Raw genomic sequence first — 24904 nt, 5'->3', positions numbered from 1 at the left:
ACTTCCCGCTCCAGTTCCTTGATCCGATCCTGCTCCTGCGTGCTCGTGCCCGGGCGCAAACCCCGATCCCGCTCTTCCTTGCGCACCCAGCTACGCAGCGTCTCGCCCGAGCAGCCGAACTTCGCTGCGATCGACGCAATCACCTTCCATTGCGATTCGCGCTCGCCCTGATGTTCCAGCACCATTCGCACAGCCCGCTCACGAACTTCCGGCGAGTACCTTGGGGACTTCTTCTTCGTGTTTTCCATAGCTCCATTTTCTCAAGAAGTGGAGTCTCCGGAAAACCCGGGGCGGTTCAGGAAAGTTGTTGGGCAGCATTCGCCACGGAGCCCCGGCGCGAGCCATCCAGCGCAACGCATTGAACATCTCACGCAACTCGTATTTGCGCTGTGGTGCGCTCTCATCCATCAGCGTCAGATACGCTGCCACGAAGCTCCATTCTTCGTCTGACACGTCTGTCGGATAAGGTTTGCGTTTCTCTCTTGTCATGCCTCCAGGGTACCAGGTTTGACGGGAAGTTCCTAACACCTTCTAATCTAAATGGCGAGATCACGTGGCCCGACGCGACTTGCAAAGAACAAACCGCGATCTTCCGGGATTAACGGCGATGACGAGAGCTCATTATCCGCATATCGCTTTCCGGATAGTTTTTCGTCATCCTTAAGACAGAGCCAGACCATTGTTCGAATTCCCTGATGCGGTGCGGCTAAGCACATGCTCAGGTGGATGCTTTACCCACGAACCGGCGACAACGGCGATGTGAGTTTTTATTCTTGATTCTGAGGGTCGCTCGTCCGCGCGAGGCCTCGCGCCTCCAACTCTCGCCGCGTCTTGACGAGTTCGTCGGCCAGCAATTTTTCATCGGGCAAGACGGTCTGGTATTCGGCGGCCAGTACCTTGTTGGACAATCCTTCCAACGCGTAACGCGCCACGGCCGCATTGGTACGGGCACACAGGATCAAGCCGACGGGTGGGTTCTCACCGGGCAGCATCCAGTGCTCACGGGCATAATTGCAATACATGTGCATTTGTCCGACATCGGCGTGGTTCAGTTCGGTAAGCTTGAGGTCGATGATGACCAGGCAGCGCAGACGCCGGTGGAAAAACAGTAAATCAACGCGGAACCAGCTTTCGCCGATGCGCAGTCGACGCTGGCGCCCAACGAAAGTGAAGTCGCCACCGAGCTCCAGCAGAAAATCTTCCAGCCGGTGGATCAGCGCGTCTTCGAGCTGTGATTCCGAGTATTCGTCCTTGAGGTCGAGGAATTCGAGAACGTACGGATCCTTGATTGCCTCGTCTGGGGTGACCGAATCGCTCGCTTGCGGCCGGCTTCCTTTTTCCAGCATCGCGCGCTTGTTCTTCGAGAGCAGGGCACGAGTGTAGTACTGCGTGGCGATCTGGCGGTCGAGCTGACGTACACTCCAGCCGCCCCGCAGAGCCTCGCCTTCGTAGAATTCACGCTCTTCCACCGAACGGATGCGGCGCACCAGATGGACGTAGTGCGACCAGGAGAGCGGGAAAACCGAGGCCAGCTGCTCAAGGCTCAATTTCCGAGACAGCGTCTCGGATTTTTCAGACACGGGCTTCGCTGGCAATTTCCGAGACAGTGTCTCGGAAATCCGGTCGGGCGGGTATGCCAGATAGAACAGGCGCATCTGCTCCAGGTTATCGGTGCCAAAACCTCGCCCGAATCGTGCCGACAGGTCTGCCGACAAGCGTTTGAGCAGAGCTTGCCCATAGCCCGCCCGTCCCGCACCGCCTTGATCAAACTCGACGATGCGTCGACCAATTTCCCAGTAGGTGCCCGTTATCAGCGCGTTGACGCTGCGTGCGGCTGCGCGGCGAGCGGCATCCAGCAGGGCGACGATGTCGCCATGAAACGTGCCATATTCGGGGTTGTGGGATGTGAGATCAGTCATGCCTGCCCTTATGCTGCTTGCGCGTCTGCACGTCTATTTCGGCCCTTCGCCAGCGAGGGGCGACGATTTCACCGCGAGCACAAGCTTGTGGGGTTACGTCTTGCCGAAACTTCTCAATGGTCATCGACGCTTCTCAATGAACCGCAACGTGCCGCGCCGCTGTTCGGCCTTGACGGCCGGCACCGGGCCGACGCCGGATTCGCAGGCTCATCATTGTATCAATGTGACGTGCGTGATACCGGCCGGCACGTCCCAAATCAACGATCCAGCTGGTGCGAACGCGCTGGTCATCGGAAAAGCAGGATCGTCTCACGGCCCGTTCTCGACACTGCCATACTTCGAGTTGACTGCGCTTTTCTGACCACTGTCGACCGAGCGGCACTGATTCAGGAATTCGCCCCGTGCGTTGGACGTGCCACTCAGATCGAAGTGGCCGTGGTGGTAACGCACGATTGAAAAGTACTTCGCCTCATACTGGCTGCACTCACGTCCGCCATTGCCGCCCAGCATCAGTCCGGCCAGGCAGAGCACCGCGCCGCACGCGTTCTCGTTGTCGCCATCCGCGCGCGCAGGTAACGTCGCCACCATGCCTGGAATGATCGCCGTGCAGGCCAGCACGAATGCCCTCGCCTGTCGTTTCATGTCTTCCTCCCTATGTGCCAAAGAGATGAAGTGCCGCGATCGCACCAGAGAGCAGCGCCGCGCCGATCGAAGTGCACACGGACCAGACGGCGAGCTCCCTGCGACTGATGGCACCCACGCGCCCTCGCTCCTCACGAAGCACATCGCGAAGCAGCTCACGGCTGCGGCCGTTGGCTTCGTCGTAATGCCGTAGCGAGATCTCGCCGAGCAGCTGGTCGCGGGCCTCGTCGAAACTGGCTGCCTTGGCTAGCACGTCAGCCGTTGATTCAGAAAACTCCCCGAGAAACTGCTCGTAGCGTGCGGCGAATCGCAGCAGCGTCAGCTCGCCGTCGTCCCTGAACTGCCTGCCGCTCGCCTCGAGCTGTTGCGACAGTTGCTTCACGTCGCGGCGCAGGAGCGACAGCTCGCCCAGCACCGCGCCGATCAGTTCCTCACGGATCGCGTCGTCCGTGGCGCCCATCTCAGTGCACCACGGCCTTGAAAACCGCGTCGAGCTCCGACGTCACCCGACCCGCGAGCCGTTTGAGTGCAACCATCTGCCGGATATGGGCGCGCTGCTCCTCGGGCGCGCCGGACTCGATTGCCTCCGCATTCATGGCCAGGTAGTCCGTCTGGTCGAGCGAGATGTCGGCGATCGTCTTGCCTGTGCCCTTGATCTTTTCGAAAATGGGGTTCTCGTGAATCACCGCGCTGGCGTCAAGAGCAAACCAGCCGTTACGGCCGACGGCGTCAAACAGCCTCGCAAAGGAACGCACGAGATCCTGTTTCGGATCAACCATGTTAAACACTACCCGGATCTTGCTGAACGGTACACCAATAGCCAGCAGCGACTGGAGCGTCGAAATGGTGTCGACCTGTTGCTTTGAACCATAGACGGTTGGCACAACGAAACGGTCGAAGTCGTGATGCGAGCCGTCATAGCGTTGCATCAGCATCAGGAAATCCTCAACATTCGACGCGCCGACATCAACGACGGCGTTGCCAATAGTCATGAGTCGGTCCTGTAACTCGGCAAACTGGTTGCCGCGTAGCGCGGCCGTTTCCTTGCCGTCCGCGTTGATCGACTCGACAGAAATGACCTCGGCGCCTTCCAGGCGTGGTGCCAGCAGGTGGTCCGAGACAGTAGTCTTGCCGACATTGCCCGAGTGGCTGAGTACGACGATTTTCATGGCTTGTCCCTCCGGTGAATGGTTGGCGATGACGGCTGCGGCATCCGCGTGGCCGCGGGCCAGTCCGGTTGTCGGGTTACGGATCGATTTCGAGTGTCGGCGCGTCATGACCTGCCTCGTGCGTGGGTTGCTGCTGTCCGTGGTCCGCGTCGTTCGGTTGCTGCAGCACACTCTGACCGGCTCGCTCCCGCACGATCTGTTCGCGCATGGCTTCGATCGTCGCCTCGCTGACCTGCGGCATCGGGACATTGAGTGGCCGGTTATCCGCACGCGCCTCGGCCACGGCGCTTTCGAACTCGCCCCGCAGCTGCTCCTGCTGTTCGTCGGGCAGCCCCCTGATTTCATCTTCCAGCACCTCGCGCGCGGCCTGTTCCTTGATCCGCTCGCGCGCGGCATCAAGCGTGGCCTGCTGCGCCTTTGTGTATTTCCACTCGCCGTTCAAGAACCGCTCACGCGCCTCGTTAATACGCCGGCGCTCAACGACCTCGCGACGCATGGCTTCGATTTCCTCCCGTTGCTCGCGGGTCGGCATTCCCGGCACATCGGGCGACGAGATGAGCCATTCGTTGCGACGGCTTTCCACCTCTTTGGGCGCCAGTTCCTTGCCGCTTTCATCGAACTGCCGCTGCGTGACCGTCACAACCTTGCTGCCGCCCCGTTCGAGCTCAATGCGCTGGCCAGGCTGCAGGCCGCTCTCGCCAATCGCGCGCTCGAGGTCGAGCCCCCACACCGTGCGGTCTCCCGACTCCGTGCGCACGGTCGCGTAGTAGCTCGCGTTCTCCTTCGGATCGTGATGAAAGCGTGCCGCGCCGTGTTCCACCAGTACGCCCGCGGTAACGGCAGGCGGCTTCTGCGTGCCGGGGCCAGCTTTCTTGCGCCCCGGTTCGCCTGATGCAGTCCGTGATGGTGTCCGTGTTGATGTCTGTTGCGACGGCACACTATTGGCGTCCAGAGGCAGCTGCGCCTGATTCAGATCTTCCGGTGCAGGCTTCGCTTCAGAGGTTGCGGACGGCTGGGTCGCTGCCGGCCCGGGTTTCGAAGGGCGCGGATTTCTCCGTCGCCTGCTCCCGCCTGGCGATGCCCCTCCGGGACCTGACGTATTATCGCCCGGTGCCTCAACGGTTGCCGCCTTGCGGCTATCACCAGGCTGTTCCGGCTGATCTGGCTGATTCGGTTTTGGCCCGGTTACAGGCGTTGCTTCCACGGTGTTCGTGCGAGCGGGATCAGCAGTCGCCGATCGCTCGCCTGCGGCAATTCGCATGGCCTCGCGCGCGGCCTGCAGCATCGCGTGATCCTGTGCATCGGGTTTGAATCCGCGCGTGGGCATGTCCGCAAGTTCGGCCGCGATCCACGCCTGACGGCGGAATTCCTCACTCCCTTTCAGCTGCAACTCGCCCCAGTGCTTCGCTTGTGCGACCGCGACCATGTGCGCGATCACGTCGCGATCTTCACTGGCCGTGGCCAGCGAACGCCCCCTGTCCTCGAAATGCACCGCCTCGCTTTTGCGATCGAGGTATTTCCCTTCAAACGCCACATACCTGTCGCTGACCGACTTCGGTATCTCGTAGCCAATCTTCTCAAAGATCGGCTTCGGCCGGATCGCGTTCCCGCTCATGCTCCTGTTGTTCCTGTTGCCCGTGCTGCCGATCGGCTCGCCGAGGCCGGCCGCCGGCTGGACGCCGTCGTCAGCGGGTGTATCCGGTCTGAGGCCACCCTCGTACTTATTCCGGCTGGCTTCGCGGATCTTCTTCATCCTCGCCTGCGTCGCTTCATCCAGGCCCGTTTCCGGATTGCGCGGCACCGCGCGCGCATTCGACGCGCTCGCCTCGTTCGCCGGCGGTGTCGCGCGGGCCCGGATCGACGAGGCGTCATCGGCATTGGCGGCCTCGATCTCGCGGTAATCGGGCAGACCGTTCGTGAATTCAATCTCGTTCATGATGCAGCTCCTTCAGGGATAGATGGAGAAGCAGTGTTACCCTCGCCTGATGAGTCGGGTGATGTGTGGGACGATGCCTCGGATAGCATCTCCTGCAGATAGGGCATCAGCTGGAAGAGCGATGCGCGTATGCTGGACCGGTTGGCGAAGTGGGCGGCACCGAGCACGCCGATCTCGTGTTCACGGACGTCGCGCACGATGTTCATCGCCGGAGTAGCCGGGGTCGCCGCCGTACCCTGTGCGCGGCGGGCGGCATTCTGTGCCTGCCACCAGTGCTCGACATCGATCTGCGGCACGGGCGCACTCAACTCGCGTGCGACGAACGCGGCGTGCTTCATCTGTTCTTCGTCGGGCAGCTTCGGTCCGAAGCCGAACCATGCGCGTCGGCGATTGGTCTTCTCGAGCTTCGCCATCACGCCTTGCAGGTAGGGGCTTTGCTGAACCAGCCGGTCGACCAGTTCCGGGTCTTCGTAGAAGTACGCCTTCTCGCACAGAATCGGCTCGCACCCGTCCATCGTGATGATCTGCTTGCGGCTCGACAGTGCCCGCAGTTCCTGCGGCAGCATCAGCGCCCGGCTGTGCTCGGTCTCGTTCGTGCTGGTTGAGGCACTACGGCCGTGGCTTCGGCTGCGCGAGCGCGACAGGTGGGTAAAGGTGCCAAGCAGCTTCGAGTACTCTTCCGAGTCCTTCAGCGTGCGCGGCGCAAAGAGGCTGCGCATCCTGCAGTTGATGGCGAGCGTTTCCGCACCGTGCCTGCCATACAGCTTCGGATCTTCAAGCTGAGACATGCCGTGAAAAATCAGCATCAACCTGAGATTGAAGCCCGCAATGAATGCGTTGGCCGTATCGATGATGTCGATCTTGCCTGGTGCCGCAAACTCGTCCATCATCAGCGCGCACTGGTATTTCAGGTCCGGATTCTCTGCGGGCTGCTCGCGGGTATTCAGGTCGATCAGTTGCGAGAAGAAGAGGTTGATCAGCAAGGCGCCCGCTTTCAGGTCGCCCGGCTTGATGCCCACATAGATCGACATGGGCTTCCTGCGCACATCGCCCAGGTCAAAGTCCGAGCGGCTTGTTGCCGCATCGACGATCGGATTGCTGAACACATTCAGCGGCGCCGTCATCGTGGACACGATATTGGCGAAGGCTTCCTTCGACTGCGACAGAAAGCGGTTGAGGGCATCGAGGCACTCGAAGCTCAGCGGTGGCAGCATGTCCGTCGCATGCGAGCGCGTGCTGACGATGGAAGAAATGTGCTCGCGCACGGCTCTCCCCTTGCCCGACGCCTGGCGCAGTACCTCCCCGAACGTGCACGGCAGGGACGGTGTCTCGAGCAGGTACAGCACAATGCCAGTAAAGAGATTGCGCGCGTTGTCGTTCCAGTATTTCAGCCTTGCGTCCACGCTCGACGGATACAGGTGCTCACCCACCGTCAGCACGTCGCCGACCCGTGTGTAAGCCGATCTGCGCTGGATGAATTCGAGCGGATTGTAGGCGTGCGAGCGGCCATTTTCCGAGAACGGCGACCAGAGGTACGTTTCCTGGCCGCATTTGCGTCGGTAGCCGGACGTGTACAAATAGTTCTCTTCCTTGATGTCCTCGACGACGACCGAATCGGGATAGGTGAGAAGATTCGGGATGACCATCGAGACGCCCTTGCCCGAGCGTGTGCCGGCCGCAAGCATCAGAAAATCCTGGCCGCGGTACTTCAGGTACTCGCCCTTGTACTTGCCGACGATGAACGGTGGATACATGTGCGACATGTGTTCTCCCGACGTGCGAACTGAAGGTCGGCCGGACTGACGGCCGCGGTGTTCATCACGGTCATTTCTCCAGCAGGCCGGCTTTCACGATGTCGCGGCGCGTGGCGAAGCGCGCGTTGCCAAACTGCGCGATGCGTCCGCGTGTTTTGAGCAACGCCATCGTGATCACCACGGCGGGCATCCCGCCAATGACGGCCGAGAGCAGCGTGCAAACGGAGAGCGCCCGCTTCACCGCCGGCACATCGCCATACGCCAGCCAGTAGTCGAAAAGCGTGAACACACCCACGGCGTCCTGCGGCAGCTTCTGCATGCGGGCGAACAGCAGGCCCCCGAGATACTGGCCGAGGGTCGTGGCCCCGGCGACCAGAACTAGCACCACGAGGCATGGGATCAGGATGCGGAGCGTTTTCGGCATGGCGGATCTCAGTGCGTTGGTGGTGACGATTTCTTGACGGGCAGCGTGGGCAGGATCTGCAATGCGTCGCGCTGCGCATCGTCGAGTTCGGCATCCGCGAGAGCCTCACAGCCATACACGATCACGGCACCGTACAGGCGTGCGAGCGCGCAGGCCTCGACACTCGCGGCGAACGCTTCGTCGGACGCGGCACGCCGGCGCCATCCCTCGATCGCGGCTTCGATGTCGCTGATGGCGTAGTTCATGACCGCCCCTCCCCGCGCACGAGCCAGTGCGCCGCGAGGCCACGCGCCCATGACGCGGCGTAGACAACGCTCAGCGCCAGCACACCGTACTGATGTGCGCGCCACGCCATGTCGAACCAGAAGGGCTGCGCGGCCAGCCCGAAGATGCAGGCCCAGCGTCGCCGGCGCGGACGGCTGTCCTGCGACAGGAAGACGGCGAGCGCACCACACAGGCCAATCAGGGCCTGCTCGACAACCTGCATGTCTGGGTCCGCGTTCATGCAATACCTCCGTGCAACTGCCCACCCAGCAGTTCCCATTTCCCGACGGGGTCGTACCAGATCTCGGCGAGCCGCTTCTCGCGCATGAAGAGCACGAGATCCATCGTCATGCGGACCTGGTCCAGGATGAACTTCCATTCGAGTGTCTGCCCGACGGCACTCTGCTTGATGAGTGTCGCGGCACGCGACGCCGCGGAGCGCGCATCGTTGCAGTGAATCGTGGTGATGCCACCCGGCGTGCCCGTGTTCAGCAGCGTCATGTAGTCCCACGTCTCGTCGCCCCGGAGTTCGGCGAGCAACACGCGGTCGAACTTCATGCGCAGCGTCGAGCGCACGATGTCCTTCGCGGGCAGCGTATCGCTAAAGAACAGGTGGACGCGGTTCGGATGGTTCGGCAGTGACAGCTCCGGTGTGTCCTCGATCGTGCCGATCCGCTCGCAGGACGGCACGAGATCGGACAGGGCCTTGTTCAGCGTCGTCTTGCCGGAGCCGGTACCGCCCGCCAGCACGATGTTCAGCCGGTTGGCCACCGCAAGTTCAAGCATGCGGGCGACATCGCGCCGCGACTTCGCGTCCATCATCTCGACCTCGAACGGCTGCAGGTCCACACCGTCCGGAACGGTGCGACGGGGCGACACATCGCGGAAGCTGTCGAACCAGCCGTTGCGCTCATACTCATGGACGGAAAACCGCACGTTCGACGGAATGCGGATCGTGATCGAGATCGTTTCCCGCTCGCACGCCGGTTGCATCAGCACGTGTCCGCGCTGGCCTTCTGGCAACACCACCGGGTGGATCGGCTCCTTCGTGGATAACTTGCCACCCTTCATGACCGTCAGCGCATTGGCCAGCTTGAAGCACGCATCGAGCGTGCAGGCGGGCGCCTCGTGCCGATTCCAGCCGCTGGAACCCTGCGTCCAGATCTCGCCCGGTCGGTTGATGGCCACCTCAGTGAGACTGCCGTCGAAGAAATTCGCAATGCCCATCTGTTTCAGGAAATTGCGGGCGACAGTCCCCTTCTCGATAACGTCGATAACAACTGCACTCATCAGTAGTCCTTTCTGATAGATCCATACCGACCGGAACAATTGACACTGTGGCTGGCTCAGTACGGCACAGGTGCGGTGGCCTGTGGCTCGACCTGCACCGATATCCTATACGCCCGCCGGTCATGCGGCACGCTGCCCGCGAGTTTGCGTAGGGTCTGGGCGGGCGACGTGGAAACCGCAACCATCGGCGCCGCGACGGGTCGCGCAACCCACCATCCCGCAGCACCGCCAGCCGTTGCCGCGAGCATCACTGCGAGACCGGGTTTTGTTGGCTCGGCTGCCCGCGGACGCTGGATCTTGTTTGAGAGCGACGATGGCGACAGACGGTTAGTTGCATCCCCCTCTTCGCTAACCAGGTCCGCTGCAAAGTGTGGCTTTATCAGATCGAAGCCCGGACGCGCGCCGACGGCGCGCAGGATGAAGCGGCGCAGCGCCGCCGACATATCACCGAACGTGCAACGGTCGAGCGCCATGTATTGCGCGAATGTGTACTCGTCACCGATGCGGCACAGCGGCAGCACCCCGGCGGAGTCGAACGACCGGCGTGCATCGACCTGGTCGACGAGCCGCCTCACCCGGTTGCCGTCGAACAGATCGTACAGAGCGTTGCGTAGCTTCGTCTCGAACGCGTCGCGCTCAATACCGTGGAGCGGGAAGTTCTCCGGAAAATGGATGTGCGACTGCATCGTCATGTCCTCGCCCGTCCTCATTGCTGGTTCGTCCGGTCAATCTCGTTTCCGTCAAGACCGACGTTCTGGTACACATTGCGCAGGTCAACGTCGCGCGCAACAAAGATGTTGATCACCGAGCCCTGGTTCGAATAGGCGGTCGGCGGGATGTTGATGGTGCTGCGAAGCGTCTCGGCAGCCACATCCTGCGTGGCGTTCGAACTGTTCGAGAAGTTGATCGTCTGTCCCGCTCCGATCGCCTTGTTCGCCAATGCCTGACCGAAGTCGCCGATGAGGCTCACCATCAGCGCGCCCTTGAAGCGCTGCCAGAAGTGTTCGTCGACGTAGGCAGGAATCCCTGCCGCGCCAAGCGGATCAGTCGCCGGCGAATTCAGGGGAATACGGACATCGCCATCGTCGATCTCGTCCCAGATCGCACCGATGACGCCCTGCCCCTGGATTACCGCATCGCGCTGTTCACCCTTGGCCAATGCACCCTTGCGTACGAGCAAGGTCGTTCCGTCGTCCGACCAGACATCCTGTGCGATCGGGCAGCCAATCAGGCCGGGCCGGTCAGTCCGGATCGCCGTGGCCTGCCCGCAGCGGATCATCGTGTTACGGCTGATCAGGTAGTGCCTGTCCGGTCGGAATGAAGCCTGCATTGGCTGCAGTTTCGAAGGCTGCAGGGACTGGTCGAACGACGTGCCCTTGCTGTCGTTGCTGCTATTACTGCTGCTGCTGTGACTGCGGGTGGTACTTCCACGGGCATCGGCATTCGTGCCGTGTCCGGATCCACCACGCAGCGCGGACAAACCCATCGACTTCGCCATGCCCGATAGCTCACTGTCCGGCCCCGCATCAGCGCCACCGCCGCCCGAACTGCCGCGCCCTTCGTCGGACGCGATCGGGCCGCTGCCCTCAGCACTTTCAGCACCATCCGCGCGATCGGCGCCAGCATCATCTGACCGGGACGCGAGCACACTGCCGCTCAGACGCCGCTCCGCTGGCGTCTGCGGTCGCGGCTGATTATTCGTGTTCATCTGAACGCCAATCGCAGACGGTTGCGAGGGCGCACCCGCGGGTACCGCGAGGCTCGCTCGCGCGGCGGACGCGGCAGCAGTAGCCGCCGCCGCTTGCGAGGCCTCGCGGTCGCGCTCCTGCTCATCGCGCTTGATGCGCGCCTTCTGCGTCTCGAGATCCGCGCCCGTCTCGCTGCTCCCCGAATCTTTCGGTTTGTTCAGCGCCGCCCGCCTCGCGTCCTGATGCTGCTGGAACAGACGCTGCAGGTAAATCGTCACGCCCGATGCGCCCAGTGCGATGACCGCGAGCGCGACGAGCGCGAGCCGCACCTTGCCGACCCGGGTCTTGCGGCGTCCCGGCAGATCAAGCGAGGCCCGGGGCCCAGTGTCGGGCTGTGAAGCGTTCGAGAGTTCGTTGGGTTCATTCATGTGCATTCGTCCGTGATCAGCTACCCGCATTGGCACTACCGGATCCGGCATGGTCACGCGGCAGACGCGCGGTTCCGGGCAGGGATGAGCCGGACCCGTTGTAACGACCATCCGGCGCGTACCCATCATTGCGGATTCCCAGTACCGACTGACCGTAACGGATCACAAAGTCCCTTGAGACCTCGTGCACGACTACGGTGTCACCCTCCATGTGGAAGTTCACGGTCGCCTCACCCCCATCCGGGAGTTTCGTAAAGATGGTGGGCAGATCTCGCGCGGTCGCATATTTGAAGTAGGTAAAGCGCCCGTCGTCCCACAGTGCCGTCGGCGCAAGCGCGCGATCGCCGCGCATCATGTATTGCATGTTCGCGCTGTTGCCCATTACCGACGTCTGTGTCGCGTTGCCGCCTGTTGCCGTCGGTGCGTTCGCTGCGACTGCCGGCGGCATTGCAGCTGGCTCCGCCGACGGCGGCACTTTCGCCGCACTGCCGGCGAGCGCCGCAGTCACGGCCTGCTGTCGCCGCAACTGCGCGGCAGAGGCCCTCGCGCGCGTGTCCGGATAGTCGAAACGCAAGACCCACGTGGCGGGCTGCAATGTCGATACGTCGGCGAGAGACAGCGTGTAGGTACGTCGGTTGGTCACCAGAACAAGATTGGTTTCCGGCTGGATGGCGCCAGGCTTCAGCAGTGCACCGCTTTCGTTCATCGCCATGTGCCACGCCTTTGCGTCACCGATGCCCGCGCCGTGATCGACGATGTGCTCACCCGGCTCGAACTGGATCATCACCGCACGCCCTGGCATGGTCGCCACCCGATACACCTGGTCGGGGTCATAGGATGCACACTGCACATGCGGATCCGCTCCGCAGCTACGCGGCGTGTCGAGTGCGAAAGCGGACGTACTGGCTGCGGTGACCTCGACGGCAACGGCAAACGCAATCGCAGTCCGGGCGGAAAGCGGGTACACGGTCATGTCGCGCCTCCGGCCGGCGGCGCAGTCGCCGCCCCCGAAGCCGCGCCGTCGGGAGTCGCATCGGCAGGCGCACGTGTCCAGTCCCGTGTGACGATGTAGCTCGTACAGCGAAAGCCATCCGGATCAATGTCCTGCTCATCCTGCTTTTCCGGTACATTCACACGTGCAAAGGCGACCGTCGCAATCCAGTACGTCGGATCGGGACGGCGGACCGCGACGTTCAACGGAATCGCCTGCCGGGAAAAGAAAACCTGCGCGGTCGAACCGACGAAGGTGATGGATCCCACCTTCGCAATCACGCGCCACTTGTCCTTCAGCATCTTGAGCGGTCCCGACGGTCCACGAATAAACGTGTCGTAGGCGCTCTTCTCCTGATCACCGCTCATCAGCATGACGGCGCTGTGGGCGTCCTGGATCGTCTCCCAGTCGTAGCTTTCGCGCAGCTCGACGTACGTGTGCAGGTCGTGACGGTCCGTTTTTTCGGTGAAGGAGATGCGGCCGTTCGCCGTGGTGGGCAGTACGTCCACCTTGCCGGTGACATCGTTGACCCGCAGCACGGCGGGCGGATTGGGTCGCTTTAGTAGTCCTAAGGCACCCATGCCAAAAACAGCCGCGAGCGTGATGCCGCCCGAGAGTATCGAGCGCCGGTCCGCAATTCGGGCCTTCTCTTCGGCAGCCTGCACTTTGAACCGTTCGAAATTCTGCGCCTGTTTCAGATACCACGCTACGGCGTCACGCTCGTCGGCAGTCACCTTAGCCTGCAGCGGCTCCGTGCTGACAGCCGGCGCGCTGACCGGCAACCGGCGGCGTCCGGTCGTCGCTGCGGCAAACCACTGTCTGATCAGTGCCGGCATTGCATCCTCACTTCGATTCCGCGCGGCTCAGGTGAGCCGCAGCTTGGTTGACAGGGACCCATCGCCCCGTGGGCTCGGGCGGTTTCGGTGGCGAACTGCAACTTGTCAAAACCACCAGTCCGAATAGCACACTCACCACCCGACTCATTTAAGGTTCCTCCTCTTCAGCGACCGGAGAAGTCAGTTAGATGTTTTGAATGTGCTTGATGATTCGCACAACAATGGCTATCAGCATCCCGCCCGCCGTCAACACGGCTATCAACATCAACCACGCGCGAGCTATCCAGATCACAACTTTTCTCACGAGGTTCTCCGGCTATTCAGAAATCGTTCCGCCGGTGCCGGTTGATCCTCGCCCCCCCCGCCACTTTACCCATCGCCATCGCGCCTCTGGCAAGAGCGCCCAACCGGCCTGTCATCGCGGATATGCCGATACCGCTCGCCAGTGCAGACGCGAGACCTGGAAGATTCAACGCGATGATGAAGAACACAACGCCCATCACGTCAATTCCCACGATCTGGCTCATACTCGGAAAGGTCGTGCCATTCGGAACAATGGAGTTGGCGAAGTTGATTTCAATTGCGGTAGTCGCTGCGAAAAGACTGATAAGCAGAGAGTAGTTCAGGCACTGCCCGGCCCAGTTCCAGAAAAACTGCCGGACCGGCGGAAAGAGCGCCGTAGAGATGAACAATGGACCAAGGGCAAGCAACAATCCCAAGGCAAACTTCGCCAATATCACGAACGCTACGGCAAGCGCCATGAACGGTGTGGCAAAAACAATCATCACGGAAATCACCCATACCGCCCCGATGACGTCGAAACTGTGGGACCTGTCGTAAATCTGTGCACATGCGTTGATGTACGCACTCAAGAGACTATCCAGCCCGCTTACGGGATTGTCTTGTCCGGTCAGTGCCGAAGCCAGTTGCTCGCCGAGACCGTTGAAGAACGGTACGACGTAGTCACTGTAAAACTGGATATTCATCCCACAGACGAGAATGAATGCCCAGGTCGCCATTCGCACCAGAAAATCGTTGATGGGTTCGTCATTCCGCCCCTGCCAATAGCTCCAAAGAACCAGCAGCACATAAATGCTGAAACACGTCGCCATCAGAGGGGAGATGAGCGAGATCATCCTCGCCGATCCTGTGGCGACTGTAGTCAGCACGTTTTGATCGAACCGACTTACCATTGTCGAAAATATCGTCGTTGTAACTGGACCAACCGCCATCGCTATCTCCCTACAAACGTAACTGGGTTAGTGCCCAACGGCTGCAGCGGCAGCCGCACGCTCTCCTGCTTCGCTCCCGTCAGCCTTCTCTTCCTGTTCGAGCTGCTGGGGTGTGATGCCAAGAAGACCGGCCTTAAACTTCAAATGATCCTGGTAGGCGGCTTCTTCTTGCGCGTTATGAACCTGTCGGTCATGTACCAGATAGACTAACGATGCGGCGATTCCGGCTAGCAATACCGCGATGATGAGAAGGATCGGCTTATTGATCATTTGACGCTCCCAAAAAGTCCTTGCGAAATTCACGCTCTCGCTGCTCTTCTGCGAGCCGGAGTTCGTTTTCTTGCAACCGCGCCGTCAACTGCAGTCGCGTCTGGTCGTTCGTGACCATCGCCTCTTCAGCTGCCATCCGGTTCTGCAGATCGGCCTTCTGCGCGGGGTCCTGGGTCAGGTTCGACTGGTGCATGAGCGACTGGATGTTGTTGAAACGCGCCATGATCGCGGTGTACGCCTGCTCGTTCATCGCCTTGTTGGTTGCCAGCGTGTCGTAGTAACGTTGCTGTCCAACGGTCGATGCGCCGGTCATTCCTTCCTGCTGCTCGATGACCCGCATCGACGAGCTGACGCCCGAAAGCCCGCCGCCCTTCGCCTGAATGTAGATGTCCTGCCATTCCTCGGGCAGGTAGTTGCGCAGTGCCGGATTGTTGCTGATCATGCCCAGCCCGCTGTTGCCGGTAAGGGCCTGGAACTGCGCTTCCTGATTCTGGACCTGCTTGATCAGCTGCTGCACCATGACCATCTGCTGCGCGAGCTCGGCCGGCGAGATGGTTGGAACCCCCTGGGCATGCGCAGCCGCCGCCGCATAGAAGACTGATGCTGCCGCAACGATGCGGCGCGGGATGGTCCGGCGCATGGCCGGCACAACGAGGTGAGGTTTCACAGATCCCTCCATCAAGTTTGCGGTTCAGACAGCCGTCACAGCGGCCACCTCCTGATCTACAGGCGGATAGATTGCGGCAAGCTCGGCACGCTTGCGCGCGAGCGCGTGCCGCAATTCACTCATCCAAAGTTGCTCGTCAGCACCGTGCTTTGCGGTCAGACGCGTGCGTTGCCTGCGCTCGAATACCCGTAGCAGGTACACCGGCAGCCACGCATCCGGGTCGTCGCCCATCTCGGCGCGCACGCCGTCGAGGATCAGCACGTTTTCCCGGTCGCCCGAGAAGACCGCGATCGCATCATCAAGGCCACTCAGGTCGAAACTGGCGAAGGCCGACTGGTTGCCCTGCTTGATCAGGAAGCGGCGCGACTGCGGCGTGAGTTTCCTGAACTCCCGGAATTCCTTTCGCGTCATGCCATCGCGCAGATACGGCGCCTCTTCGGCGGCCGGGTCCGCGAGATAGATCTTGGTGGCGACGAGGCTGCGTAGCGCCGGATACAGGTCCGCTGCCTTTTGCGCCTGCTCCGGCTGCTGCGTAACCAGGCCGATGAACTCGCCTTCCTTACGTCCGCTGGCGAGGGTCTCCTCGATCTGCTCCCGGATCGTACGAAACCGGATCGGCAGCCAGTATTCCTCGATGATCGTCGCCATCAGCCCGCCTTCCTGGCGCATCAGCCTCTTCAGGTGGAACAGCCAGGCGAAAGCGGGCTCAGACGGTTCATAGTTCTCCACAAGGAACGCCTCGACGTCGAAACCGATGCACCGCTGCCCGCTCATGTTCAGCGACAGGTTGGGCGGATTGTCGAACACCCACCAGAAGCGTCCCCCTTCCGACTTGCACCAGATCGACAGCCGCGCGCGCAGGCTGTCGTCACCCTCGTCCGGAATGCTGTCCAGCAAGAGGCTGAAGCGGCGCAGACGCACGTCATCAATGTCCATCACGGCGTCAACCGCGTTGCGGCACTGCATTTTCTCAGCGGCGCTCAGGTCGATCCTGATTTGCTTGCCCTGGTGGTCGACACCATTCCTGCGGCCACACAGTTCGACCAGACCGTAAAGAAATTCGCGATTCTCAGGCGTATCGGTCAGCTCGAACGGTGCCCAGCCCGTAGGCTTGCCCTTTTCCAGATACACATACGCACCACCCATCGCGCGGATAAACGCTTCCCAGCCGCGCCCCTTGTCCAGCACATAGAGCAGCGGCTCGAACCGGAACAGCATCGCGATGGCGGCTGCGGTGAGCGTTGTCTTGCCTGTGCCCGTCGTTCCTTTGGCTTCGAAGTGTCCGGCTAGCTTCTCGGTTACGCTGACGTCACCGAGCCGGGTTGCATGGAAGTTGAAATTGAAGACATTGCCAGCGTTGGTGCGAAATGGAATGATTGCCGAACCGTCACCGACCGGATTGCCCTCAGCCTTGCCTGTCGAATAGTCGTGACACGCATGCATCGCGGCGAAGTTGCGCGACGACTGAACCTTCGGCCGCGGTTTGACCTTAGCACCAGGCACCTGGGAAAAATACGTGAACGGCGCCGAACCGGTCGCGGCCATCCATTCGACGCCGCACTCATTCAGCGAGCGGGACGTGAACAGATCGCCATTCGCGATCGCTTTCTTCGCCGTCTCGCCATAAATCACCGCGGCTCCGTGATACTCGCCGAAGCTCAGTTCGCCCGTATTGACATACCCCTGCGCTTCGCGCAGTTCCTTGACCTGATGCTTCGCCTTGTCGCCCGCGGACTCCAGTTTGTTGATCGCGGAATCGATGGTGCGGTTAGCCTCGAACCCGGTCAGGCAGTTAAAGGACTGCGTTATCGTGAATTCCATCGGCAGCGTCAGCAACGGGTCCAACTGTCCCCAGCCTGGTTTGTCTGGAAAACCACGCAGGTCATGGCAGGTCGCAAACTGCCGAGACACCGCGACGCCAGGCCCACGGATCGCGACCGTGTTATAGCCGAAATGCAGCCAGCTGGACGGGATCACATCAGTACCCGGTTCGGCAGCGACCGGCACATCAGTCCACGCGGCGTTAACCAGATCGCTCACAAAACCGTAGTGCCTTGAGAACAGCATCTTCGTGCCGTTCATGTGCTGACGCTCGTACACTTCCAGCAGCTCAGCCTCGTAGTCCGCAAACTGCGACAGCGCCTGCTGCGCGAGAGATTCGATTTCCTTCAGCCCGTCGTCGAAGTCGTCGTATTTCAGGATCAGCGACAGGTAGTAGAGGTTTTCGTAGAACCTGTCTTCATTGAACCGCCCGACATATTCCCGCGAGAACCACTTCATGAAACGAGGAGTGAATCTGTACACGCGGTCGAACCTTACGCGCCGGCGGGTAAAGGTGGCGTGGTAACCCAGGCGCCCACCAAGGTCACGTCCGAGCTTGCTGTATGTTTCGGTGTCGCGGTCGAACATGCGCTCGATCGCGACATTCTCATGCACTTCAAACGGCACGCCTCTCTTGACAAGCGTCACCATGAAGCGTGTTCCCTCGAGATGCTGCACGTGCTTCGTCACCGGATGACCAAACTTCGGCATCCAGTCTTCGATTGCGCCGAGGCTGCCGAGCACCTCACTCGATATTTCAGATTTGCGTGTCATGACTCTTCCGGCTCAAGCTCGCGCAGGCGACGCATGCCGCCAGACAAGGGTTCGATGAAATTGCGGTAGACCCGCCGCTGCCGACCATAGCGAAGGGGTGCAAGCGTTGCCGTATTGCCAAAGCGCGGTGCGAACCGGTTGGCGTTGGTGAACGCGCGAACCTTCAGCATCCGGAAATAGAAACGGCAGCGCATTTCGAGCCACATGATGCGCAGGCCCTGGTCGTCCGTCTCACAGATGTGCTTGAAGTACATCAGCACCGGCACACCGAGAAACACGAACAGCAGGCCGCCGGGGCCGACAATGAGGGCGGTGAGCACACCAGCGAACATCGACGATACGACCACCACCAGCATCGCCATGTAGGGAACGCCCCAGAAGGTCGCGGTGCGGCCAAGACCGTTGAAGCCAGGATAGCGGGCTTTTTCGTCCAGCATGGCAGGAGCTCAGGTGAACAGGTTCCAGAGATAAGGCGCGAGCACTCCAACCACGGCCCCCACGACCGCGACCTTGCCGCCGAGCGTGATGAATTCGCTCCAGTGGGCACGATCCGCCCAGCACTCGGCGCCTTTCCATAGCAGCACACACGACGCGCAGACCCCGAGGAAGGTGTAGAGCCAGATCCTGAACGTGTTGGCACCCTGCGTCGCCGATTCCAGACCACCACCGGCGAACGCGAGCTGCGGGGCAATGATCGCGCCAAGCAAGCACGCCGTACGCGCCGTGCCGACAACCCGGCAAAGACGCATGCAAAACGCACATTCTCTCTGTTGTGCTAAATGAATAAATCGTAAATTTGGATTGCGATGCATGATTTCTCCATCAGATGGCTATTGCATTCCACTCGGCTGGCGCGCCGTTCACCTCACTCACACGATTGCCCGTCGCATGAATATTCGCCGAATGCGTCCCACGTCGGGTGTAACCCGTCGCGCATTCCATTGCTGCCTACAGTCCTCCTCGGAACGGTTACACGGCCGGAAACCGCACGGACGCTTGCACGCGCATCAGGAGCGTGATTCATCGTGACCGGAATAGCCGGAACGACATTGATTTGGCCGTCTCCCTGCTGGGCGTTTGTGACTACGCGCTGAACGTAGCTGGATCCGCGTGAGTCGGCGAGCAGGCCGCGTGTGAAATTGCCGCTGTAGTAACAGCTGATCGCAGCCCGAAGCGCCTTGGTACCCTTTCCCATCGACGCGGCTGCCCTTTCATAGCAGTCGCGGAGAATCGCACTGCCGGCCTGCAGATTTGCGCATGGATCGAACGCTGTGTCGTAAGTCAGTCCGTAGCGGGCGAGATTGAACCGGTTGACCTGGCCTATGCCGACACTAAAGTTGATTCCGCGAGCCGTGAGCGCCCGTGCCGTCGCGACGGCTTCATTGAGATCGCGAGGCTGTCGTTCGAGATGCCCGCCGACTACTCCGATTGCGTATGGGTAAAATCCCGACTCGGTGCGTACCACAGCCTGCATGGTCACTGGATGGACTGTCGGTGCGCATTGCTGGGCAAGAACAGTGAAATCAAGCATAACGCACTCCCGCATGCGCCCTACTTCGCGCCCTGCTACGGACCGATATGATGGCTAAAGCCATTATCGACCTCCTCAGATTCCAACAACTGGTCGTGTCGGCGCCGATGCTCGCAACACTGGCGTCGGCCGCTTCGTTTCCCGGCTCGCCTCACCGAGCCGTCTTCACTCACACCAAGACCGCTATGGTGTTCCGGCTGACGTCTTATCCTCCAAGCGCGCCGTTCACCGCCCCGTTGAAAACTGCCCCACGTTCCACCTCATCACGGCGTGCGCGAAGCTCGACAACCATCTGCGCGTTTTTAGAACGAGATTCTTGTTTTGCACGATTAATCAACCATTCGTTTAGCTCTTTTGGGAGTCGACATTGCGAACGAATGATGTCACTCATTCCCCCTCCTCTCACCGAATGTGTCACTATTTTATAGTGACATTTTTACGTCACTATATGTCAGTGCTATCGTAGTGTCAAATATCACTATGAAAGACACCTACCGCTCACAACATCGACTCCCGTGGCCCCTGTACCTGCTGCTGAAGGAGTCCGCAGAAAAAAATCAGCGATCACTAAATGCGGAGATCGTTGCGCGCTTGCAGTCGACGTATCCGCAGTTGTCCGTCAACGGGAACAGCGGGATAGGTGAGGTTCGCGACACGATCTCGAAGATGTCGCTCGGCGAACTGATGACTGCTGATGAAATCACCAATCTTGCGGAGCGGATTCTTGATCTGGCTGCTCGCAAGAACAACACTGGGCCGACACCGTAGTGACACTTTCGTCGAAGCTGTATGGCTAATTCAAGAGCCGCGCTTAGCCTTGCCTGATCTTTGTCTTTGTGGTATGCGTCTCGTCCGATAAGCGCCGGTCCATGATGAAGAACCAGAGGGGCGGAATCACGGCGAGTAGAAACATGTGCAGATAGCCCGCAGGCAATGGCTCACCAATACAGGCCAGCTGATCGTAAGACTGGGTCTGTTCGAGATGGTGATGTGTATGGCGCCCGTTGTTCGCAAACAGTCGGCTGGACAGCCAGGACACAACGTCCCAAGCGATTTGACCTCCGCCAGCGCCGTCCACGCATAGGCCGTAGTGCTGGATGTAGCCGATGGCTTCCACAATAAAAACGGACACTGCGCACTGCCCGATGTAGAACAGAGCGCCGCAGCGGCCACCGAACAGCGAGGCCAATATCAGCATCGTCATGGAAGCGAGACACGGCCACAGGATGCGGCATTTTCGATCATGACGAAGATGTCTGATCTCATGCGTGGCGGCCTCGACAAGCGCCCCAGAAAATGAGCGCCCGACGTGCCGCCAGAGCGACATCCCAACAGGCGCGGTCGATCCGTAGCGCGGCTCGCCGACATGCGCGTGATGAAGCTGGTGCACAACCCTGTAGTGCGGATAGCCGGCCAGAGCGAGCGCCAGGTCCGAAACCACCCTCGATAAGTTATCCCGGCGATGCATGACTTCGTGAACATGGGCCATCGCAAAGGCGCTCAATACACCCGATGCCAGTGTGAGCCCGACAAGCTGCAGCGGGCGGGATTGCAGCGCTCGCGCAAGAGCTACAAGGACAGCTATTGACCATAGAAAGATGAACACCGTCGGAACGGCAGCACCAGTGAACGACTGAACGTATTGTTTTTTTGACGCCTCAACATCCCTTCCGAGCAGCGGATCGCCAATGAGTATTGTCACAATCAGCGCAAGGAAGAAGAACCACGGTCGTTCGAAGAGAAAGGACACCATCGCTAGCATCGGCATGAGCGCCGATAACCAGAACCAAGCTTGATTCTTACGCCAAGATGTCATGCTCTTCCGCAAATCTCACCGCCGCGGTGATATGCGAGACACCCACCTTCTCGTTGATCCGTTGGAACTGCCGATACACGGTGGTGGGAGACACGCCAAGCTCGCCTGCGATCGCGTTGGCAGTGAATTCTGCCTTCACAAGACGAAGTACACGAATTTCGTCAATAGTCAGGCCACTCGATTGCATTGCTTCTATGCGCACTGCTTGAGACGACCAGTCAAGGAGCTCCAGGGATAATGCCCGGAAAAACGGACGACCTTCCCGGAATATCGGCTCCCCCTCTTCCGGCGTTACACTTGATCCAAGGTAGAGGATACCGATACGCCCCTTCCCACTCGCATGTGCTGGAACGATATAGATACTTCGAAAACCGTTCTGCGCGGCAACTTCAAGTATGTGCTGTTGGCCGGAGGTGAGAACAGGCAAGTCAGAACCCAATACCGGCGCCGTGTTCGTGCGCGCGTACGCCAGGCAAGGATCCGTCAGATACCACCGATTCGCGTTGTAAAGCTGACACCACTCAGGACGACAACCGATCAGGAACCTGTATGTTGAGCGACTGGCGGAGTAGTCCATAGGATGCAAGGACGCAAACACAAACCATTCCGCCCCATGAGATTGAACAGCCTCCTTCACCAGCGGAATCAGCTCCAACTCATCCGTGGCATTCATTAAATCGTCGAAGCTCAGATCCATGGGTCAAGTTCCGCGGTTATGCCAACGCCATCTTCGTTTTTCCAAACGATCGTTCGCACTTCCTGGTAAACAGGACGCATGACTGCGTGGTGCGGATCTGCGCGAGCGAACCCTTCGAAATCATTCCTCGATGCAACGGGAAGAATCTGAACTAGAGTCATCTGGTCATACTGGACCAAAAACCGTTCAGCAACGAACCCATGGTCGACCTGGTACAGCCTTACTCCAACCCGATCTGTATCAGCGGCCACGTCCCTCTCATAGATAAGCTTCTTCATCGTCTTCCTCTGATGTCTCTGGACGATACCCGCAATTGCGACATGTCCGATCCATACAGTCCTTCTCTGATAGAGACGAAATTACGTTGTCGGCCGCGCACGCCGCGCACTCGAACAATGAAATGAAAAATATTGAGTGGCAAATCTCGCATGTGATCTGGTGGGTCTCGTGCTCTGCCAAGACCTCCCAGCCGTCTTCGCCGAAATTTGCCCCACAGTCTGGGCACACAATGTTGATACTGTCGCTCATAGATCCCAATCCAATGCTCGGTTGTCCGCGCCTACGCATGTTCTTGCTAGAACGACGTAGAGCGTTCGATTTCGGTATCAGTCATTTCAAGCCAGACGAACGAAGCAGCCTCATCCCGGTGAGATCGGCCGGCGTGATGTCCAGAACGCGCAATGCGAATTGCGTTGGCCTCATGGTATGAGGGCACGGAAAAGAGGTTCCAAAGATCCTGTTGAACCGTGCGTGCGTCGACCCGCAACGCCGATGCGAACGGACCTGTGTTGTCTGCCCTGTTGGCACGTTCAGTCCCCGGGCGATCCTCGAGACACGTGAGGTCAGATGCGCCGCAATCGGAAGTCAGAGCGTGTTCGTGAGATATCAAGAGCTCATTCAGTTTGGCGTACTCCTTCGATTGAGCGATGCGATATGCTGCATCCATAAGTGGACTGTCGTGCCAGTGCGCAAGAGGTCGAGTCTGCTTCGCGACGTACATCCGCGCCGTATCGTCTTCAAGATTCACCTGCACCTCCTGAAACATGCGCCAAAAGAGCACTAGGCGGAAGCATCGGAATGCGTCATGAGACTCGACATGAAATCGCTCTGGAAACGTTTGTGCGTTTTCTATTGCAACCGTGCGCCACCGTTGAGCAGAAGTACGTGTGTACTTCGTGAGCCGTTCAAATTAAGCCGGCCCCGGCGAGGACAGTTGGATCAGATCCGCAAAGAGCCGACCCGCGAGACTTGCTCTTCTGCTGCTCACTGTCAGTTGAGCCAAGACGAACCTGCTCGTTTAGGAGCAGGATCATGCCGTCTTCGATTGTGGTCGTCATACCCGACAGTCCTAATCAGCCATTCTGTCCTGATTGGGTCAATTCGTATGACGGTACGCCCTGTCGCTCGAAGCCTACCAACTAAGTTACAAACAGAAACATTCCCGAACCCCCGGGGCATGCGCGCAATGCGTTACGCATCCGCAGTGTATTGGCGATTACAGGAAATGTTATGCAACATGGGGGGAGTCTTCAGCAATATGACAGCCTGTTAAAGTCTCCTAATGGAACAGGTGGATGAGGTTTTTAGCCGCAAGGCATAGCGCATCCGGCGCAAGCTCATCCAGTTCAATGAGTGGCGTTTCCGACAATGTCGGGTAGTTGCGCTTTATCGACCGCTCATAGCTGGGATCGTAATGGACAGTCATTAGTCGTTCGAACAATTCAGGAATTTGACCTGACTCCGTCAAGTCTTGCCACCTCTCGAACTCTTTGCCACCCACGAGACTTCGCAAATGGGTGAGCTGCGCCAGAAACGCTGCGGGATCTTGCTCAAAGTGTGCGTAGTCCTCTCGCCACAACCTGACGCGCTGGGCCATCGGGGCGCTTATGCGGATCAGCTTCCCATTCGAGTACATCGTATTGAGCAGGGCGGGCGGCATCTGAACGTTACCTATCTTCTTGCTTTCAGCCTCAACCCACACCGGTCGGTCGGTCGAAAACGTGAGGAGCTGTTGCAGCAGGAGGCTGTCAAAGTATTTTTGCGTCGGTTGCGAAATGCCAGGGATTGCACCAATGACAGAGCCACGGTGAGCAGCGACCGCCTCGAGATCCAGCACCTGAGCGCCGGCGCGCGCTAGCTGATCCAGCAAACGCGTCTTTCCGCATCCCGTCGGGCCCGCAAGAACGAAGTAAGTGAACTGACGCGGCCGTTCTTCCAGTTGTCCGTTAACCCAACGGCGATACCCTTTCCATCCCCCCGGGAGCCGATCCACCTTATAGCCAATTGTGTCGAGCGCATCGAACCAGAGTCGGCTACGTTTGCCTCCTCGAAAGCAGTATACGAGGATCCTGTCCCGTCGAGGGCGAGACGCGATCACGGTGTCCAGATATCGCGAAATATTTTTGAGGGAGTACGCGACGCCGATGAGGTACGCCTTCATCTTGTCTGTTCGGTGCAGGGTCCCGACTTCCGCATATTCCTCGTTATTGACTACTGGGAGGTTGATTGCGCCGGGGATGTGATCTTCTGCAAATTCGCGCTCACAACGCGCGTCGATAATCAGGTCGTACTCGTCGAAGCGATACATAAGCGTCTGCCTTCCGATAGAAACTGCCAGCGCCGACTAGCGGACATTCTGACAAATATGCGGACAGCTTGACACGCATGAACGCGAGTCCAGATAAAAGTCCTAAAGCGGATCTGCCCGTCGGGGAGAGCACCAACGTCTGCCTATCACCCCTTCATTCTATGGTGC

Annotated in this window: 29 protein-coding genes and 1 pseudogene; 1 reads left to right on the top strand and 29 read right to left on the bottom strand. The window is 59.8% G+C overall.

The annotated features are described in order from the left end of the window. The 24 genes and pseudogenes from GCT13_RS25140 to GCT13_RS25025 all read right to left on the bottom strand — a co-directional run. Positions 1-248 (bottom strand): transposase (locus GCT13_RS25140; protein ID WP_152762700.1); only part of this gene is annotated, 248 nt, incomplete at its 3' end. Between the two features lies 1 nt (position 249). After that, positions 250-489, bottom strand: a pseudogene (locus GCT13_RS25135) (transposase); the annotation flags it as partial. A gap of 278 nt (positions 490-767) precedes the next feature. Then, a complete protein-coding gene (locus tag GCT13_RS25130; RefSeq protein ID WP_152762698.1) occupies positions 768-1919 on the bottom strand; it encodes a PDDEXK nuclease domain-containing protein in 1152 nt (383 codons plus the stop codon). Positions 1920-2228: 309 nt separating this feature from the next. After that, complete coding sequence (locus GCT13_RS25125) at positions 2229-2561, bottom strand: TrbM/KikA/MpfK family conjugal transfer protein (protein ID WP_152762696.1); 333 nt, start codon at positions 2559-2561, stop codon at positions 2229-2231. Between the two features lie 10 nt (positions 2562-2571). Further along, positions 2572-3021, bottom strand: coding sequence for a hypothetical protein (locus tag GCT13_RS25120; protein WP_152762694.1), 450 nt, complete (start codon positions 3019-3021; stop codon positions 2572-2574). Between the two features lies 1 nt (position 3022). Beyond that, on the bottom strand, positions 3023-3838 hold the full coding sequence (stbB, locus tag GCT13_RS25115) for a StbB family protein (protein WP_227747002.1): 816 nt from the start codon (positions 3836-3838) through the stop codon (positions 3023-3025). Continuing rightward, entirely contained in the window at positions 3807-5666 is a 1860-nt protein-coding gene (locus tag GCT13_RS25110; RefSeq protein ID WP_152762692.1) for an LPD7 domain-containing protein, read from the bottom strand. Before GCT13_RS25110 ends, stbB begins: the two co-directional genes overlap by 32 nt. Further along, positions 5663-7429, bottom strand: coding sequence for a type IV secretory system conjugative DNA transfer family protein (locus tag GCT13_RS25105; protein WP_152762690.1), 1767 nt, complete (start codon positions 7427-7429; stop codon positions 5663-5665). The genes GCT13_RS25110 and GCT13_RS25105 overlap by 4 nt, the downstream gene beginning before the upstream one ends. A gap of 61 nt (positions 7430-7490) precedes the next feature. Next, positions 7491-7844 carry a hypothetical protein gene (locus GCT13_RS25100; protein ID WP_152762688.1) on the bottom strand — a complete coding sequence of 118 codons (354 nt, stop codon included), beginning with the start codon at positions 7842-7844 and terminating at the stop codon, positions 7491-7493. A gap of 8 nt (positions 7845-7852) precedes the next feature. Further along, a complete protein-coding gene (locus tag GCT13_RS25095) occupies positions 7853-8089 on the bottom strand; it encodes a DUF3717 domain-containing protein (protein WP_152762686.1) in 237 nt (78 codons plus the stop codon). Beyond that, positions 8086-8349, bottom strand: coding sequence for a hypothetical protein (locus GCT13_RS25090; protein ID WP_152762684.1), 264 nt, complete (start codon positions 8347-8349; stop codon positions 8086-8088). The genes GCT13_RS25095 and GCT13_RS25090 overlap by 4 nt, the downstream gene beginning before the upstream one ends. Next, positions 8346-9398, bottom strand: coding sequence for a P-type DNA transfer ATPase VirB11 (gene virB11, locus GCT13_RS25085; RefSeq protein ID WP_152762682.1), 1053 nt, complete (start codon positions 9396-9398; stop codon positions 8346-8348). Before virB11 ends, GCT13_RS25090 begins: the two co-directional genes overlap by 4 nt. A gap of 56 nt (positions 9399-9454) precedes the next feature. Next, positions 9455-10084, bottom strand: a complete 630-nt coding sequence (locus tag GCT13_RS25080; protein ID WP_152762680.1) for a hypothetical protein — start codon at positions 10082-10084, stop codon at positions 9455-9457. Positions 10085-10104: 20 nt separating this feature from the next. Then, the gene (locus GCT13_RS25075) at positions 10105-11514 is read right to left on the bottom strand and encodes a TrbI/VirB10 family protein (protein ID WP_152762717.1); all 1410 of its coding nucleotides are present in this window, start codon (positions 11512-11514) and stop codon (positions 10105-10107) included. 16 nt (positions 11515-11530) lie between these two features. After that, a complete protein-coding gene (locus GCT13_RS25070; RefSeq protein WP_152762678.1) occupies positions 11531-12487 on the bottom strand; it encodes a TrbG/VirB9 family P-type conjugative transfer protein in 957 nt (318 codons plus the stop codon). Next, the gene (locus GCT13_RS25065; RefSeq protein WP_152762676.1) at positions 12484-13341 is read right to left on the bottom strand and encodes a virB8 family protein; all 858 of its coding nucleotides are present in this window, start codon (positions 13339-13341) and stop codon (positions 12484-12486) included. The genes GCT13_RS25070 and GCT13_RS25065 overlap by 4 nt, the downstream gene beginning before the upstream one ends. Before the next feature lie 320 nt (positions 13342-13661). Then, positions 13662-14477 carry a type IV secretion system protein gene (locus GCT13_RS25060; RefSeq protein WP_227746999.1) on the bottom strand — a complete coding sequence of 272 codons (816 nt, stop codon included), beginning with the start codon at positions 14475-14477 and terminating at the stop codon, positions 13662-13664. Between the two features lie 123 nt (positions 14478-14600). Next, positions 14601-14843: a hypothetical protein gene (locus GCT13_RS25055; RefSeq protein WP_152762672.1), complete on the bottom strand. Its 243-nt coding sequence runs from the start codon at positions 14841-14843 to the stop codon at positions 14601-14603. Next, positions 14833-15510 (bottom strand): type IV secretion system protein, encoded by a 678-nt coding sequence (locus GCT13_RS25050; RefSeq protein WP_321574606.1) that lies wholly within the window; start codon positions 15508-15510, stop codon positions 14833-14835. Before GCT13_RS25050 ends, GCT13_RS25055 begins: the two co-directional genes overlap by 11 nt. A 24-nt stretch (positions 15511-15534) precedes the next feature. Further along, the gene (locus tag GCT13_RS25045) at positions 15535-18105 is read right to left on the bottom strand and encodes a VirB4 family type IV secretion system protein (RefSeq protein ID WP_152762670.1); all 2571 of its coding nucleotides are present in this window, start codon (positions 18103-18105) and stop codon (positions 15535-15537) included. Next, positions 18102-18542, bottom strand: a complete 441-nt coding sequence (locus tag GCT13_RS25040; protein ID WP_152762668.1) for a VirB3 family type IV secretion system protein — start codon at positions 18540-18542, stop codon at positions 18102-18104. Before GCT13_RS25040 ends, GCT13_RS25045 begins: the two co-directional genes overlap by 4 nt. A 9-nt stretch (positions 18543-18551) precedes the next feature. Next, positions 18552-18917: a hypothetical protein gene (locus GCT13_RS25035; RefSeq protein ID WP_193727753.1), complete on the bottom strand. Its 366-nt coding sequence runs from the start codon at positions 18915-18917 to the stop codon at positions 18552-18554. A gap of 53 nt (positions 18918-18970) precedes the next feature. Next, the gene (locus GCT13_RS25030) at positions 18971-19636 is read right to left on the bottom strand and encodes a lytic transglycosylase domain-containing protein (RefSeq protein ID WP_152762666.1); all 666 of its coding nucleotides are present in this window, start codon (positions 19634-19636) and stop codon (positions 18971-18973) included. A 205-nt stretch (positions 19637-19841) separates the two neighbouring features. Next, positions 19842-20027: a hypothetical protein gene (locus tag GCT13_RS25025; protein WP_152762664.1), complete on the bottom strand. Its 186-nt coding sequence runs from the start codon at positions 20025-20027 to the stop codon at positions 19842-19844. A gap of 89 nt (positions 20028-20116) precedes the next feature. On the opposite strand from GCT13_RS25025, the gene GCT13_RS25020 reads away from it, so the two are divergent. Next, positions 20117-20404, top strand: a complete 288-nt coding sequence (locus GCT13_RS25020) for an Arc family DNA-binding protein (RefSeq protein WP_152762662.1) — start codon at positions 20117-20119, stop codon at positions 20402-20404. 43 nt (positions 20405-20447) lie between these two features. Here the strand turns inward: GCT13_RS25020 and GCT13_RS25015 are convergent, their stop codons facing one another. The 5 genes from GCT13_RS25015 to mnmH all read right to left on the bottom strand — a co-directional run bounded on the left by GCT13_RS25015 (position 20448) and on the right by mnmH (position 24736). After that, entirely contained in the window at positions 20448-21452 is a 1005-nt protein-coding gene (locus tag GCT13_RS25015; protein ID WP_152762660.1) for a fatty acid desaturase, read from the bottom strand. Then, positions 21436-22149: a helix-turn-helix transcriptional regulator gene (locus GCT13_RS25010; protein ID WP_152762658.1), complete on the bottom strand. Its 714-nt coding sequence runs from the start codon at positions 22147-22149 to the stop codon at positions 21436-21438. Before GCT13_RS25010 ends, GCT13_RS25015 begins: the two co-directional genes overlap by 17 nt. Continuing rightward, positions 22140-22427, bottom strand: a complete 288-nt coding sequence (locus tag GCT13_RS25005; protein WP_152762656.1) for a hypothetical protein — start codon at positions 22425-22427, stop codon at positions 22140-22142. Before GCT13_RS25005 ends, GCT13_RS25010 begins: the two co-directional genes overlap by 10 nt. Positions 22428-22723: 296 nt before the next feature. Then, positions 22724-23176, bottom strand: a complete 453-nt coding sequence (locus GCT13_RS25000; RefSeq protein WP_152762654.1) for a hypothetical protein — start codon at positions 23174-23176, stop codon at positions 22724-22726. A gap of 531 nt (positions 23177-23707) precedes the next feature. Next, a complete protein-coding gene (gene mnmH / locus GCT13_RS24995) occupies positions 23708-24736 on the bottom strand; it encodes a tRNA 2-selenouridine(34) synthase MnmH (RefSeq protein ID WP_152762652.1) in 1029 nt (342 codons plus the stop codon). Between the last annotated feature and the right edge of the window lie 168 nt (positions 24737-24904).

It is taken from the genome of Paraburkholderia franconis, from assembly GCF_009362735.1.
Taxonomy (GTDB): Bacteria; Pseudomonadota; Gammaproteobacteria; order Burkholderiales; family Burkholderiaceae; genus Paraburkholderia; species Paraburkholderia franconis.
Note: the sequence above shows the minus strand (reverse complement) of the source record. Positions and strands in the feature narration are given on the sequence as shown.

Excerpts from the sequence above, each read along its gene's own strand:
- GCT13_RS25130 (WP_152762698.1), bottom strand. The coding sequence starts at position 1,919 with ATGACTGATCTCACATCCCACAACCCCGAATATGGCACGTTTCATGGC.
- GCT13_RS25125 (WP_152762696.1), bottom strand. The coding sequence starts at position 2,561 with ATGAAACGACAGGCGAGGGCATTCGTGCTGGCCTGCACGGCGATCATT.
- GCT13_RS25120 (WP_152762694.1), bottom strand. The coding sequence starts at position 3,021 with ATGGGCGCCACGGACGACGCGATCCGTGAGGAACTGATCGGCGCGGTG.
- stbB (WP_227747002.1), bottom strand. The coding sequence starts at position 3,838 with ATGACGCGCCGACACTCGAAATCGATCCGTAACCCGACAACCGGACTG.
- GCT13_RS25110 (WP_152762692.1), bottom strand. The coding sequence starts at position 5,666 with ATGAACGAGATTGAATTCACGAACGGTCTGCCCGATTACCGCGAGATC.
- GCT13_RS25105 (WP_152762690.1), bottom strand. The coding sequence starts at position 7,429 with ATGTCGCACATGTATCCACCGTTCATCGTCGGCAAGTACAAGGGCGAG.
- GCT13_RS25100 (WP_152762688.1), bottom strand. The coding sequence starts at position 7,844 with ATGCCGAAAACGCTCCGCATCCTGATCCCATGCCTCGTGGTGCTAGTT.
- GCT13_RS25095 (WP_152762686.1), bottom strand. The coding sequence starts at position 8,089 with ATGAACTACGCCATCAGCGACATCGAAGCCGCGATCGAGGGATGGCGC.
- GCT13_RS25090 (WP_152762684.1), bottom strand. The coding sequence starts at position 8,349 with ATGAACGCGGACCCAGACATGCAGGTTGTCGAGCAGGCCCTGATTGGC.
- virB11 (WP_152762682.1), bottom strand. The coding sequence starts at position 9,398 with ATGAGTGCAGTTGTTATCGACGTTATCGAGAAGGGGACTGTCGCCCGC.
- GCT13_RS25080 (WP_152762680.1), bottom strand. The coding sequence starts at position 10,084 with ATGCAGTCGCACATCCATTTTCCGGAGAACTTCCCGCTCCACGGTATT.
- GCT13_RS25075 (WP_152762717.1), bottom strand. The coding sequence starts at position 11,514 with ATGAATGAACCCAACGAACTCTCGAACGCTTCACAGCCCGACACTGGG.
- GCT13_RS25070 (WP_152762678.1), bottom strand. The coding sequence starts at position 12,487 with ATGACCGTGTACCCGCTTTCCGCCCGGACTGCGATTGCGTTTGCCGTT.
- GCT13_RS25065 (WP_152762676.1), bottom strand. The coding sequence starts at position 13,341 with ATGCCGGCACTGATCAGACAGTGGTTTGCCGCAGCGACGACCGGACGC.
- GCT13_RS25060 (WP_227746999.1), bottom strand. The coding sequence starts at position 14,477 with ATGATCTCGCTCATCTCCCCTCTGATGGCGACGTGTTTCAGCATTTAT.
- GCT13_RS25055 (WP_152762672.1), bottom strand. The coding sequence starts at position 14,843 with ATGATCAATAAGCCGATCCTTCTCATCATCGCGGTATTGCTAGCCGGA.
- GCT13_RS25045 (WP_152762670.1), bottom strand. The coding sequence starts at position 18,105 with ATGACACGCAAATCTGAAATATCGAGTGAGGTGCTCGGCAGCCTCGGC.
- GCT13_RS25040 (WP_152762668.1), bottom strand. The coding sequence starts at position 18,542 with ATGCTGGACGAAAAAGCCCGCTATCCTGGCTTCAACGGTCTTGGCCGC.
- GCT13_RS25035 (WP_193727753.1), bottom strand. The coding sequence starts at position 18,917 with ATGCATCGCAATCCAAATTTACGATTTATTCATTTAGCACAACAGAGA.
- GCT13_RS25030 (WP_152762666.1), bottom strand. The coding sequence starts at position 19,636 with ATGCTTGATTTCACTGTTCTTGCCCAGCAATGCGCACCGACAGTCCAT.
- GCT13_RS25025 (WP_152762664.1), bottom strand. The coding sequence starts at position 20,027 with ATGAGTGACATCATTCGTTCGCAATGTCGACTCCCAAAAGAGCTAAAC.
- GCT13_RS25020 (WP_152762662.1), top strand. The coding sequence starts at position 20,117 with ATGAAAGACACCTACCGCTCACAACATCGACTCCCGTGGCCCCTGTAC.
- GCT13_RS25015 (WP_152762660.1), bottom strand. The coding sequence starts at position 21,452 with ATGACATCTTGGCGTAAGAATCAAGCTTGGTTCTGGTTATCGGCGCTC.
- GCT13_RS25010 (WP_152762658.1), bottom strand. The coding sequence starts at position 22,149 with ATGGATCTGAGCTTCGACGATTTAATGAATGCCACGGATGAGTTGGAG.
- GCT13_RS25005 (WP_152762656.1), bottom strand. The coding sequence starts at position 22,427 with ATGAAGAAGCTTATCTATGAGAGGGACGTGGCCGCTGATACAGATCGG.
- mnmH (WP_152762652.1), bottom strand. The coding sequence starts at position 24,736 with ATGTATCGCTTCGACGAGTACGACCTGATTATCGACGCGCGTTGTGAG.